The 13,361-nt window shown below is 41.9% G+C and carries 13 protein-coding genes; 10 read left to right on the top strand and 3 right to left on the bottom strand.

The window, feature by feature from the left end; all coding sequences use genetic code 11:
• Positions 1 to 998: 998 nt before the first annotated feature.
• The 5 genes from RMX98_RS32340 to RMX98_RS32320 all read left to right on the top strand — a co-directional run bounded on the left by RMX98_RS32340 (position 999) and on the right by RMX98_RS32320 (position 5,034).
• On the top strand, positions 999 to 1,568 hold the full coding sequence (locus RMX98_RS32340; protein WP_322679334.1) for a photosystem I assembly protein Ycf4: 570 nt from the start codon (positions 999 to 1,001) through the stop codon (positions 1,566 to 1,568).
• Between the two features lie 163 nt (positions 1,569 to 1,731).
• Positions 1,732 to 2,532, top strand: a complete 801-nt coding sequence (locus RMX98_RS32335) for a peptidylprolyl isomerase (RefSeq protein WP_322679333.1) — start codon at positions 1,732 to 1,734, stop codon at positions 2,530 to 2,532.
• Between the two features lie 97 nt (positions 2,533 to 2,629).
• Positions 2,630 to 3,775: a beta-ketoacyl-ACP synthase gene (locus RMX98_RS32330; RefSeq protein ID WP_322679332.1), complete on the top strand. Its 1,146-nt coding sequence runs from the start codon at positions 2,630 to 2,632 to the stop codon at positions 3,773 to 3,775.
• Between the two features lie 97 nt (positions 3,776 to 3,872).
• Positions 3,873 to 4,385, top strand: a complete 513-nt coding sequence (locus RMX98_RS32325; RefSeq protein WP_322679331.1) for a GNAT family N-acetyltransferase — start codon at positions 3,873 to 3,875, stop codon at positions 4,383 to 4,385.
• A gap of 133 nt (positions 4,386 to 4,518) precedes the next feature.
• A complete protein-coding gene (locus RMX98_RS32320; RefSeq protein WP_322679330.1) occupies positions 4,519 to 5,034 on the top strand; it encodes a GNAT family N-acetyltransferase in 516 nt (171 codons plus the stop codon).
• 89 nt (positions 5,035 to 5,123) lie between these two features.
• Here the strand turns inward: RMX98_RS32320 and RMX98_RS32315 are convergent, their stop codons facing one another.
• A complete protein-coding gene (locus RMX98_RS32315; RefSeq protein WP_322679329.1) occupies positions 5,124 to 5,258 on the bottom strand; it encodes a hypothetical protein in 135 nt (44 codons plus the stop codon).
• 185 nt (positions 5,259 to 5,443) lie between these two features.
• On the opposite strand from RMX98_RS32315, the gene RMX98_RS32310 reads away from it, so the two are divergent.
• Positions 5,444 to 6,733, top strand: coding sequence for a Glu/Leu/Phe/Val dehydrogenase (locus RMX98_RS32310; RefSeq protein WP_322679328.1), 1,290 nt, complete (start codon positions 5,444 to 5,446; stop codon positions 6,731 to 6,733).
• A 138-nt stretch (positions 6,734 to 6,871) separates the two neighbouring features.
• Here RMX98_RS32310 and RMX98_RS32305 read toward each other — a convergent pair whose 3' ends face one another.
• Positions 6,872 to 7,993: a Gfo/Idh/MocA family oxidoreductase gene (locus RMX98_RS32305; RefSeq protein ID WP_322679327.1), complete on the bottom strand. Its 1,122-nt coding sequence runs from the start codon at positions 7,991 to 7,993 to the stop codon at positions 6,872 to 6,874.
• Between the two features lie 243 nt (positions 7,994 to 8,236).
• Positions 8,237 to 8,710: a hemerythrin domain-containing protein gene (locus RMX98_RS32300; RefSeq protein WP_322679326.1), complete on the bottom strand. Its 474-nt coding sequence runs from the start codon at positions 8,708 to 8,710 to the stop codon at positions 8,237 to 8,239.
• A 763-nt stretch (positions 8,711 to 9,473) separates the two neighbouring features.
• Between RMX98_RS32300 and RMX98_RS32295 the strand changes: the two genes are divergently transcribed.
• The 4 genes from RMX98_RS32295 (at position 9,474) to minC (ending at position 13,245) form a co-directional block, all read left to right on the top strand.
• On the top strand, positions 9,474 to 9,971 hold the full coding sequence (locus tag RMX98_RS32295; RefSeq protein WP_322679325.1) for a DUF29 domain-containing protein: 498 nt from the start codon (positions 9,474 to 9,476) through the stop codon (positions 9,969 to 9,971).
• Positions 9,972 to 10,011: 40 nt separating this feature from the next.
• A complete protein-coding gene (locus tag RMX98_RS32290; RefSeq protein WP_322679324.1) occupies positions 10,012 to 10,674 on the top strand; it encodes a hypothetical protein in 663 nt (220 codons plus the stop codon).
• A 56-nt stretch (positions 10,675 to 10,730) separates the two neighbouring features.
• A complete protein-coding gene (locus tag RMX98_RS32285; protein ID WP_322679323.1) occupies positions 10,731 to 12,053 on the top strand; it encodes a four-carbon acid sugar kinase family protein in 1,323 nt (440 codons plus the stop codon).
• 151 nt (positions 12,054 to 12,204) lie between these two features.
• The gene (gene minC, locus RMX98_RS32280) at positions 12,205 to 13,245 is read left to right on the top strand and encodes a septum site-determining protein MinC (protein WP_322679322.1); all 1,041 of its coding nucleotides are present in this window, start codon (positions 12,205 to 12,207) and stop codon (positions 13,243 to 13,245) included.
• Positions 13,246 to 13,361 lie beyond the last annotated feature (116 nt).

Here is a 13,361-nt window from a genome sequence, read left to right as displayed (position 1 = left end):
AAGCGATCGCGCTTGAGCCAGTCGTCTAGAACGTCAAACCACCCTCTACTGGGCGCGCGTCCAACTGCGATGGTCATCGGACTTAAATCCTCTTTTTTTACTAAAATTGCAACGTTTCTAAGGTAGTACGGAAAACCAATGTAACCGACTGCCGTGAGGAATTAACGTTTTTTTGACAATCTCAACTGCTTTTAAGTAACTGAGATTCTGAGAGCTTACTGACTAGTTAAGTCATTATTTCTCAGGGTTATGACATTACACGTACCATCGGCTAGTAATCTAGCTTGTGGTAACTTAATGATTCTTAACTTATCACACTACTCAGGGTTTTTGCCTGATACGCAAAAGGAAATGAGCTATGAAACACGAACCTTATAAATAATATGAATATCAGAAATTTTACAATTTGACACAACTTTTCTCAGAAATCTAAAAAAATTTAATGCAGATGGAGGTAGGTAGATAACTCATTTCAAGAGGTCAAAAAGAGGCAGGGAGAGGGAAGCAGGGAATAAGAGGGGCAGAGAGTGAGGGAGTAAAGAATTTTGATCAGCCATTGAGTAAAAAAATAGTACAACATTACCCGAAAAAATTATATCGGCAGCAGGAACATAGAAGGGCGCAGTTGAGTTTTTGTCAACGATATTTGGTAAAATAATCTGAATAATGACTTTGCAGCCACGTCGTTGATACACCTCTGGAAAACCTATGTGAAACGTTAGACAAGGAGAAAGGAAGTTGGTATATCTTGACTAATACAAACAGCCTAAGTGGTTTGTCCCGTAGTACAAGGAAGCCAGCATTATCCGGGACAGTAAAATTTGTCGGGTACAAAGTGAAAAATTTATAGTCTGCGGCAGGGTTCCCGTGGATTTCAAACATAGCTCTTTGTGCCTTTTAAGCAATAGCCGGATTGACAGAAGAACCCACCACTCTATGCAAAAGCATTTAGTGTACGAGTATGTGACAGCGAGTATCTCACGGGCAATGGTAGTTCAATGACGACATCAACAACGATTAACAAAGGCGATCGCCTCCTGCACCAAAATGTTCTCGGTTCTCGTCGGTTCAGTAACTACTGGTGGGCAACTATCGTTACCTTGGGAGCAAGCGGCTTTTTGTTGTCTGGAATATCCAGTTATTTAAAAGTTAATTTACTCATAGTTTCCGATCCCACTCAACTGGTATTTATCCCCCAAGGATTAGTGATGGGGTTATATGGTACTGCTGGCTTGCTATTAGCCACATATCTGTGGCTAATGATTTTATTGGATGTTGGAGGCGGTTACAACGAATTTAATCAGGAAACAGGCGCAATCAAAATCTTTCGTTGGGGATTTCCTGGCAAAAACCGCCGAATTCAGATTGATAGCCGCATAGAAGATGTGCAATCTGTACTAATAGACGTAAAAGAAGGTCTTAATCCCCGTCGTGCACTCTATCTACGCATTAAAGGCCGGCGAGATATACCCTTAACACGGGTTGGACAACCGTTATCTTTAACAGAGTTGGAAACAGAAGGCGCAAAGTTAGCCCGCTTTTTGGGAGTATCACTAGAAGGATTGTAAGAGATTAGGGTAGAGGGTGGAGGTAACAGGTTATAGGGTAAAGGGTAGAGGTAACAGGTTATAGGTAACAAATTATTCCCTATCACCTGTTACCTGTCCCCTCTCCCCTAATCCCAATCCTCCTCAAAACGATAAGATACTCTGGTTAAATCGGTAACAGGCAATGCTGTTAAAAATTTCTCAATTTTTGCTTTCTTTTGTGATTATCAGTGCCTTGATCTTGGGAGGATGTTCAACACAGCAAGTCGCTTCTAATAGCTCTTCTCCAAACTCGACAGCTACCTCGACCACAACCGAGGCAAGCACCAAGACAACTACTGAAGCAACATCTGTATCTCAAACTAGTAGTGAGAGCATTCCTGGACTGGCAGATTTACCGCGCCTCGAAGGCAAGGCTACTGTGGTAATCACGGTTAAAGGTTCGCCGATTACTATCGAAGTAGACGGCACTGATGCCCCCATTACAGCTGGCAACTTCGTAGATTTAGTGCAAAAGGGGGTTTACGATGGTTTAGCTTTCCATCGAGTTGTACGCGAACCTCAACCGTTTGTAGTTCAAGGGGGCGATCCTCAAAGCAAAGACCCGAAAGTTCCAGCAGATAGACTGGGAACAGGTAGCTATATTGACCCAAAAACGGGAAACGCTCGTTATATACCTTTAGAAGTTAAGCCCAAAGGTTCGGATACTCCGATTTACAATAAACCATTTGATGCTACTGCTCAACCCGTCGTATTGCCTCATAAACAGGGTGCAGTAGCAATGGCGCGATCGCAATCACCAGATTCCGCTTCTGCCCAGTTTTACTTTGCTTTAGCTGATCTAGCATTTTTGGATGGTAACTACGCCGTGTTTGGCAATGTCACTCAAGGCTTTGATGTAGTAAACAAAATTCAGCAAGGCGATCGCATTGACTCCGCTAAAGTCACTCAAGGTGCTGAAAACTTAAAAACGCCTGGAAAGTAGGAGGAAGAGGGCAGGGGAGCAGGGGAGCAGGGGGGCGAGGGAGATAGTAAAAAACTCTTAACTCTTAACTCCTCACTTTTAACTTCTAACTCCTAAATTGGTCAAAATTGTTGTTACTGGTATTGGTCTAGTTTCCGCCTTGGGTGGAAGCTTAGAGGATAGCTGGCGAAATTTAATCGCAGGTAAATCTGGAATTCGATTACATCAACCATTTCCAGAACTTACACCACTTCCTCTAGGTTTGATTGGTGAACAACCATCTGAGTTGACAAGGTTAACTCAGATGGTTGTTGCTTCTGCTTTACAAGATTCTGGGTTAGTTGCACCTTTAGCTGATTGTGCTGTAGTCATTGGATCGAGTCGCTCTTATCAAGCATCTTGGGAAATGCTGGCGCGGCAAATGTATAACGCGAATCATTTCCCCGTGTCCTCTTTTGGAAATTGGCTAGATATATTACCTCATTTCAATGCGATCGCAGCAGCGCGACAAATCGGTGCATCAGGTATAGTTTTAGCACCAATGACAGCTTGTGCTACTGGAATTTGGTCTATTGCCCAAGCAGCTATGCTTATACAAACTGGGCAATGTCAACAAGCGATCGCAGGTGCAGTGGAAGCACCGATTACACCTTTAACTTTAGCTGGGTTTCAGCAGATGGGTGCTTTGGCAAAAACTGGGGCTTATCCCTTTGATTTGCACAGAGAAGGCTTAGTCTTGGGTGAAGGCGCGGCTGTGTTTGTCTTAGAATCAGCAGAGTTTGCAAAGCAGCGTCAAGCAAAAGTGTATGGTGAAATTCTCGGTTTCGGCTTAACTAACGACGCATATCATAGTAATTCACCAGAACCCGAAGGGAAAAGTGCGATCGCTGCTATCAAACAATGTCTAGAACGTAGTTGTCTCTTACCAACTGATATCGATTACATTCATGCTCATGGTACAGCTACCCAGCTAAATGACCAGATGGAGAGTATGGTAATCCAGCGTTTGTTTCCCCAAGGCGTGGCGGTTAGTTCCACCAAGGGAAGCACAGGTCATACACTAGGGGCATCTGGAGCTTTAGGTGTAGCTTTTTCTCTCATGACACTAAAGCATCAAATATTACCGCCTTGTTTAGGATTGCAGCAGCCAGAATTTCATTTAGATATTGTTACAGCCGCACGTCTAAGTAAAATTCGCCAGGTACTATGTTTGAGTTTTGGCTTTGGTGGACAGAATGCCGCGATCGCGTTAGCAGCTCTTTAGCTCCCTTGTCGCCTCCTCAAGTCAAAAACCTAAAACGTTCAACATCTACTTGTTACTATAGTTTTGAAAAATAAATTGTGATTAAAAGGGAATATGAATGGCGATTGCTATTCGACAAGCTCGTGACGACGAACTTGAAGCGCTGATTCCGATACTACTGTTGGCAGAAGAATCGGAGCGTGCACTGCGATGGGGGCTTGCTAACCTCGTTGATGCTGTATATCGCATGGACGACAACGAATACTTGGTTGGTGCAGCAACGATGAAATGGCGCAGCGACCCCTGCGAAATTATGGAACTTGGTATAGCCCCTGAGTTTCAAAGGCAGGGTTTAGGTAAGGAGTTCGTTGCTTGGTTGATTCAAGAGGCGAGGCAACGCGGCAAGAGGCAGATACTCGTCGGCACGTCTAATTCAAGTCTTGACAACATTGCTTTTTATCAAAAGTGCGGATTTCGGATGGATCATGTGCGCCATGACTACTTTTGGTATTTACCTCAGCCAAGCTACGAAAATAGCATTCAGATTCAGGACTTGCTCGTATTTCGTTTCGATTTGGTGCCATGCTCAACTAAGAAAAAAAAACAAACTCCAAGAGGAAAAGCAAATTAGCTATGAAAGCTAAGGTAAAATTGGTTCTTCAGGATGAAGAGAGAGAATGCCTGCTCACCGGAAAATTTACAGATTAATTGAGATAGTAGCTTAAATATAGGTATAGCTACTTTAAGCTTGAGTGACTAGTGCTATGTACATTGAATCATTATCGATAGCAACCTTGGAGCAAGCAATTCACTTAAGAGAGGAAGTTTTCCCAGGTGTGAGTAATAGTAGTGATAGTCCATCGCTGGCGGCAAGTTTATATCGAGATGAATATGCTCAATGGTTTTCAAACAGTGGAATTACCCAGCTCAATTACTGGGTTGCTATCGATGAGAAATCTTTCCAAGTAATTGGGCTAACTGGGTTATATTGCAAAAGCGAAGACGAACAAGAAGCTGACTGGTTAGGCTGGTTTTGTGTAGCATCACAATTTCGAGGAAAAGGAATTGGAAAAGAGCTATTAGACTTTACCATCGACTTAGCACAAGCAAAAGCAAAAAGGTACTTACGTTTGTATACTTGGGAACATCCTTCTTCTTATGTAGCCCGGATGCTTTATCTCAAACGCGGTTTTTACCAAATTGGTGAATCCCCAAACAACAGTGGATTTAAAACTATCTATCTTGAACTGCAACTTGATCGCGTTATTCATAGTGGATGAAGAAATTCATCTGGTTAAGATATTGCAAGGCTTTTTGTACATTCGATTATTTCAAGTGCCTGAAACGATGATTTTTCGTTCAAACTAGATCAAAAGGCGATCGCATCAATCAGAGTGCGATCGCCTTTTTTATAGATTTTGTCAAAGCCTACATCATCGGCAGCTAACAAACCAATTCCGATCGCAGGCAAAGCCTTTGATAGCAACTTTAGAGAAAGAGGCAATCAACGCTGCGAAGCGATGTCTAAAGTGAATGTATTAGTCCGGATACTGCTTTGCACATAAAGCAGAATATACAATAAAAAACTGTAACAAAAACTACAAAATTTATCATTTTTCAAAAAAAAAGGATAAGCTTAAGTACAGATGAGATCCGGTTCGCAAAGATACCGTGATTAGGAGAAAATTTATGATTTCAAGATCCTCGTTGCTGTCAGAACCTGCTTCGCCAGCGCATATATGCCCCTTTGACCAAGCGTGTAGTTACTTAGAAGCGGCAGCTAAAGAATTAAATTTAAATCAGGGTTTGCTAGAAATTCTCAGCCACCCGCGTAAAGTTGTCACGGTTTCGATTCCCGTGAAACTAGATAATGGGGAAATACAAGTTCTCGCTGGACACCGAGTGCAGCACTCTGATGTCTTAGGCCCATACAAGGGCGGAATTCGTTACCATCCGGCTGTGACATTGCGCGAAGTATCTGCTTTAGCAATGCTGATGACCTGGAAATGTGCCTTATTAGGTATTCCTTACGGTGGTGGGAAAGGTGGCATTGCTATAGATCCCAAACGCTACAGTGTTGGTGAATTAGAGCGAATCAGTCGCCGTTATATCAGCGAGTTGATTAAAGATATTGGGCCTTCCGTAGATATTCCTGCGCCAGATATGGGTACTTCTGCCCGTGAGATGGCTTGGATGATGGATACTTACTCTGTAAATGTTGGTCATGCTGTACCAGGAGTTGTAACTGGAAAACCCCTTTCGATTGGTGGTTCTCTGGGACGAGAAATGGCAACCGGACGTGGCACAATGATTATTGTCCGTGAGGCATTAGCAGACCGAGGTAAATCCTTAACAGGAGTGCGAGTAGCTATTCAGGGTTTCGGTAACGTCGGCTGTGCCGCAGCAGAATTACTACATGAAGCAGGCGCGAAAATTATCGCCGTTTCAACTGGTGCAGGGGGAATATTCTCTGAAACTGGCCTTGATATTCCCAAATTAAAAGTCTACGCCGCTGAAAATCGCAAGAGTATTGTCGGTTTCCCGCAATCTGTACCAATTAGCAATGCAGATTTATTAACTCTACCCTGTGATGTCTTAATACCAGCAGCTTTGGAGAACCAAATCACTGAAGAAAATGTCAATCAGGTGCAGGCGCAAATTGTCGCAGAAGCAGCTAACGGCCCGGTTACTCTTGAGGCTAACTTGGCCTTAGAGGCGCGGGGTGTGACAGTGTTACCAGATATTTTGGCGAATGCTGGCGGTGTAGTAGTCAGTTATTTAGAGTGGGTGCAAGGTCTTTCTTACGTATTTTGGGATGAGGAGCGCGTCAACCGCGAAATGGAACATTTGATGGTGCAAGCTTATCGCAAGGTGATTCATCAGTCGGAGGTACGGCAAATTTCTTTAAGGTTAGCAGCTTATACACTGGGGGTAGGTAGAGTGGCTCAAGCGTTGACCGACAGAGGTCTTTATCCTTAATATTTGGGCATAGACAGCAGTTTTTAATTGAATAGATAACATATGAGGGCACAACTATAATATTGTGCCCGTTATATGTTATGAATAGTCTGTGTTTCTGTTAAGCGATCGCTACAACATAACTAGTGGTCTATCGCATTATGACTCGCCAGAAGGTGCAGCAGCGTGGATCAAGTCTGGCTTCTCGTCATTAGGAGGACGCTCAATAGTTTGATCTGATGTGGGACGTTGATGGCGATCGCTAGTTTGGATCTGTACAGGTTTACCCGTCTCAATTGACTGGTAAAGTGCTTGAATAATCGAAACATCAATCAACCCTTCCGTACCTGATGGTTCTGGATCTTTATCTTCGAGAATACAATCAGAGAAGTAGGTAAATTCAGCCGCTAGTTGATCGTGATCCTCAAAGGTACGCTCTTGAGTTTCACCATTAATTGTTAAGTAATGCTTGATTTCTCCCTGCCAAGGATATGCAGGGTCTACCCGTAAATCGCCTTGAGTACCTACAATTTGATAGGTTGAAACACTAGCACCTCCAAAGCTACAGGTAAATGTTGCCAATCTTTCATTCGGGAAGCGCAAGATAACGCTAGCCATTTCTTCCACTTCGCTGAAGCGTTCTTCTCCTTTATTGGCAGCTACAGCAAATACTTCAATTGGTTCATCTTGAAATAGATAACGTGCAGCATTAATGCAGTAGATGCCAATATCATAGAGCGTGCCGCCACCTGTAACATCTCGTAAACGAATATTACCTTCTTCTACTTGCTGAGTAAAAACCGAGTTGAAAATTCGCGGTTCACCAATTTGCTTTGAACGCAAAATTTCAATTGCTTGTAAATTGGCTTTTTCTAAATGTAAGCGATAGGCAATCATCAGCTTCACATTGTTATCATTGGCAGCTTGAATCATTGTTTCACACTCTTTTTCTGTAACTGCCATTGGCTTTTCACATAACACATGAATTGCCTGATTAGCAGCTCGCACAGTGTAGTCACAATGCAAGTGATTAGGTAGCGCAATATAAACTGCATCAATTTCGCCGCTTGCCAAACAGTCCTCATACTCTTCGTAGGAGTAAGTATGCTCTATTCCATACTTTTTACTCAATTCTTCGTTTTTAGTGGGGTCATCTGAAACTAGTGCCACTAATTCTGAGTTCTCAGCGTTGGCAAACGAAGGTAAGGCAGCTTCTTGGGCAAACCAACCTAAACCAACAACGGCGTAACGAATTTTGTTCTTACCATTTGTATTAGTCATTTTTTTCTCTTTTAATGAAAGAATATTTGGGTAATTTTAATGCCCTAATTCCGTATAAATTATGGCTAATTATAGGAATCTGCTTTGATTTATGTTCGTGCAGCGTGGCGTAGCCATACTGATTTACGTAAACAAGGAATAGGCAATAGGTAATGGGAAATAAGGCTTCCTAGTTGTACTGAGCTTTTTCAAAAATCAAATATGAATCCTATATTTATGCAAACATTTAGAACAAGTGTATTCCTACATTGCTAATGCAGCTTCTACATTTGATGTCAACTTAGCTTTAGTTTCTTGAAATTCTTGTCCCAATTCAGTTAGCTCTTTATCACTCATACATTCGCGCACAGCATTAAAAATTTCGTTTTCTTCTTCCTTTACATGATGCTCAAGTGTTTCCTTCAATTCACTCATTTTTTCTTTAAACTCAGGTTTAGTAGGCTTAAGCCCCTTAATTTCTTCTAAAATAACTAAAATTTCTTCATGTTCCTCTTCAGCTTCTTTAACATATTGTTCAGTTTCTTCGTATTCTCGCAAAGCTGGGTAGAAGACTAATTCTTCTGTTTTTGCATGTAATATCAATTCTATATATATTTTATTGAACTGCTCAACCAACTTTGCACTTTTAGTTTTTTCTGCTTCTGCAAAAAGTGTCTCAACTTGGCGATGCTCTGCTTCAATTAATGAAATAATGTCTGTTGCTTTAGCTTTAGCCATTTTTCCCTCAGCAATAATCGATTTATAGGGCTGATAAATTGGAGTTGATGAATGAGAATTCGTATATTCTCAATGACTAGGGAAATGAAAACCTCATTCTTTGAGTAAGCTTTAATTTAGACTTAAGGAATATTTTCGGTATTGCACCTTGAATGAAATTCATAACCTCAGCATGATGGATGCTGAGTACATACCATTAGCAACTCAAGGCTACAACCCAAACCTCGAACACCAATTGAAGATTCCCACACTTTAGACTACTAAATTGCTCTTCCACCTTAGATAGACTCGATCTATTTATGCTGAAACACCAAAGCTGACGCTGAAAGATGATTCGTAAAGAAAATCTTAAGAATACTTAACTCGTTACTAAATCTGAGTTTCAGCGAATAAGAATCATAGTGGAGGATTATTTAATGCTGGTCAAGTTGCTGGTGTAGCTGCTAGCACTGCGGTTAGCTTTGGTGTTGCAGGGAATGCAGCAATGCAAAATCTTTGGTGGAATGTTTGAATGTTAGACTATCTCAAATGCAGGATTGGTTAAATAAGACTGCGAATGAAGGTATGGTGAGAAAAATTAACAGATCAGTTACTTATGTAATTAATCAATCAACCAACAACTCAACTTTCTTTATTATGATGGTGTCACAGAGCAGTAGTTTTATTTTCGTGAAGGTAAAACTATTGAGAGAAAGTCAGAGATTACAGGCAGTTTTCCGTAAAAGCTTAATTGAGATAAAAATACTAGGAATTCGGCTAGTGTATGGTTAAACCAATAATCCAATCAATAACTCAAACCTTATACGACCAAGATTATTACCTGTGGCTGAGAACAACCATAAACCAACTTCGCGCTGGACAGTTTTCTGCTGTTGATTTGGAGAATTTGTTAGAAGAGTTAGAAACTATGGGTAGGAGCGAAAAGCGAGCGGTCAAAAGTCTATTGATTCGACTTTTGGAACATCTGCTTAAGCTCATATATTGGGATAGGGAACGGGAGCGAAATGAAGGGCATTGGAAAGGCGAAATCAGGACATTCCGTAGAGAGATTAAAGAGCGACTTAAAGAGAGTCCTAGTCTTAAAGCTTACATTTTAGAAATATTTGATGAATGTTATCAAGATGCAAGGACAGAAGCAAGCGATCGCTCTCAACTTGCCATTGACATATTTCCTGCTATACCCATTGGGTCTTTAGAACAAATCTTAGATGAAAACTGGTTTCCTGAATATAACCACAATCATCACGGTAAACCCGATTAAAATGAATACGCAACTTGGGTTTCCATAGGAGTATGCAGACGTGCAGCCGGATTTAATAGGCTTGGAAATTAGTAAGGGTGAACTAAGACGTTTGACTGGGTTCGATCCAGAAGACGTTTTTCGACCCTCTGTTCTGCGAGATGGCAAAAAGCGATTAGGGTTTTTTATCAGTGAAATGCTAGTGACGCTAGCGCTAACGCCAATAATTGTGGGCTTTGTTTACGCTTTTATTATTCTGCCAACAATTGGTTCTTCAGTTCGACTAGGAATTCTCTTACTAATTTTAGTGCCAATGCCGATATTAGTGGGACGATGGCTATGGCGACAATTAACCTGTCCTGAAGGACTGACAATACTTTTAGATGAAGTTGATAAATATCATGACCTGATTGGCGCTATAGATATCAATGACCAATTGGCGGCATCAGGAAACGTAGAAAGCAGTATCCATGACCGAGATAAAGTAACCGCCGCCTTACAACTAATTAGAGAAGATTTAGTCCGTGCTCTAAAAACGGAACGAATTTTGCGAGATAATAAAAAATTGCTTGCTAATAACCAAGAGTTATTTGTGAATAATTTAGCCAGTCTGCAAGCTTTACAAGTTAGTAGTCAAGCAGGCGAATATGCTCAACTGCTAAATCAATCATTGCAAATTGCGATCGATGTGCAAGCAGAAATCAGAAAATTACAGAAAGGCTGAGTAGAGATTACCTCTGTTGATGAATTTCCGAGAAAACAATCGCCCCGTTGACTTAAATGAGCAACAAACCCAAAATAATTGTCCTGGATGATGACCCTACAGGTTCTCAAACAGTCCACAGCTGCTTGCTACTAATGCGCTGGGATGTAGACACTCTACGCAGAGGGTTACAGGATGATTCGCCGATTTTCTTTGTGCTGACTAATACTAGATCGCTAACGCCAGAGTCAGCTGCATCTGTCACCAAAGAAGTTTGCCAGAACCTGAAAATAGCTTTGAATGCTGAAGAAATCAACGATTTTCTGATTGTCAGCCGTTCTGATTCTACTTTACGGGGACATTATCCCATTGAAACTGATGCGATCGCCCAAGAACTCGGCCCCTTTGATGCTCATTTTCTCGTACCAGCATTTTTTGAAGGCGGACGCATCACCCGCGATAGCGTTCATTACTTGATGATTGACGGTGTAACCACCCCAGTCCATGAAACCGAATTTGCCCGTGATTCCGTCTTCAGCTACCATCACAGTTACTTACCCAAGTACGTCGAAGAAAAGACTCAAGGACGAATTAGTGCCGAAGCTGTAGAAAGGTTTCTCTTGGCTGATATTCGCGCTGGTAGTTTGGAACGATTGTTACAACTTCATGGTAATCAGTGCGCTGTCGTCGATGGCGAAACCCAAGCTGATCTCAATCGCTTTGCAGTAGATATATTAGCAGCCGCAAGTCAAGGGAAACGCTTTTTATTTCGCAGTGCAGCAAGTATTTTAACGGCTTTAGCCGCTTTACCACCCCAACCTATTGCTGCCGAAAACATGGCTCAGTACGTGCGCCAAGGCAAACCAGGTGCGGTGATTGTAGGTTCCCATGTGAAAAAGACTACTCAGCAATTAGAGGCGCTGTTGCAACTAGAAGGAACTGTAGGCATCGAAGTAAATGTAGAGCGATTACTCAATGATGCAAATCAATCTGCGGCATTACTAACTGAAATCCAAGAAAGTACACAGTCAGCACACAAAGATGGCAAAACACCAGTGGTTTATACTAGCCGTCAGGAACTAAATTTTCAAGATGCCAAGACACGATTGGAGTTCGGGGAAAAAGTTTCAGGTTTATTGATGGATATTGTGCGTGGTTTACCATCTGATATAGGATTCTTAATCAGCAAGGGTGGCATTACTTCAAACGATGTCTTGAGTACTGGACTAGCTTTAACTTCAGCCCGTTTACTCGGTCAAATTTTAGCTGGTTGTTCAATGGTGTTAACGTCATCCGATCATCCCCAGTTTCCTGATTTGCCTGTGGTGCTGTTTCCAGGTAATGTCGGCGATGCTGATGCCTTGGGGACAGTTTATCAGAGGTTGACCTTGCCAATTTGAGATTTGAGATTTCGGCTACGCTCAGTCGAACGATTTTAGATTAAATAATCTTTTGGTTCATGCCAGACTAACGTCTTGCTACACGCTTTCAACCTTTGTGGATAATACAAATCCAAAATCTATGTATCCTTTGTCTTTTGGCTAGTACTCCATGACTTCTGATTCTGCGATTCCCAATCTAAAGTCAAATTCTGCACTTCCTAATGCAGAATCAAACTCTATCCTTTCTGAGGTAGAGGTAAATCCTACTGTTTCTGATTTAGAGCCAGATTCTATCCTCCCGGATGCTGAGTTAAAATCTGTACTCCTTTATTTAAAATCAAATACTGCCCTTGAGGATGTAGAGTCAAATCCTGCTAACCCAGATGTAGAGTCAAATACTGATACGGCATCAGATTTTATCCTTACTGATTTAAATCCCGATGAGTTAGCATTACCAGGGCATCGCGTAAATGATAATACTCAAGTCCAGTTAAAAAGTAAGGAGGGACGACTGTTATTAATTTTGCCCTCGGAATCTCAATTATCGGCCTCGGAACTCACTTGGTCTGATATTTGGCAACAAATAAGGCAACGTCTGAGTGCAGGCGATCGCTTTCGGATATCTAACACACCTGTGCATTTAATGGCACAAGACCGTTTAGTAGATGCCAGACAACTCCAAGAACTCGCCGAAGCTTTAAGTGAAGTGCAACTCCGGCTAATCTCAGTCTCGACCAGTCGGCGGCAAACTGCGATCGCTGCTGTGACTTCTGGGTATTCAGTAGAACAATTACAACCCGTAACTTCCTTGAGTACCGAGCCAACAGCTACAGCGATCCCCCAAGAAGATGCCCTCTATTTAGAAATGACAGTCCGCTCTGGAGTAGAAATTCGTCATCCTGGGACAGTAATTCTCTTGGGAGATTTAAATCCAGGTGGTATTGTAATTGCAGATGGAGATATTATTATTTGGGGTCGCCTACGTGGAATTGCTCACGCTGGTGCTGGAGGCAATCGTGAGTGTCTGATTATGGCCTTGCAAATGGAACCAACCCAACTACGAATAGCAGATGCTGTAGCTAGAGCGCCAGAAAAACCGCCAATGCATTTTTCTCCAGAAGTGGCACACATCACACCCCAAGGAATTCGCATTGCTAGGGCTACTGATTTTTCCAGAAATCAATTCACCAAGAGCAATCAAGAGTCATAAATATTTACTTAAAGAATGAAGTATATAAGTAAGGATGAAATAAAACAAATATTCATGCCTGACCCCGACCGGGGAGAACAGATATTTCTTCATACTTGATACGATACTTCATACTT

The sequence above is a fragment of the Nostoc sp. DedQUE02 genome (assembly GCF_034531035.1).
GTDB lineage: Bacteria > Cyanobacteriota > Cyanobacteriia > Cyanobacteriales > Nostocaceae > Nostoc.
This window is presented reverse-complemented; position numbering and strand designations above follow the sequence as displayed.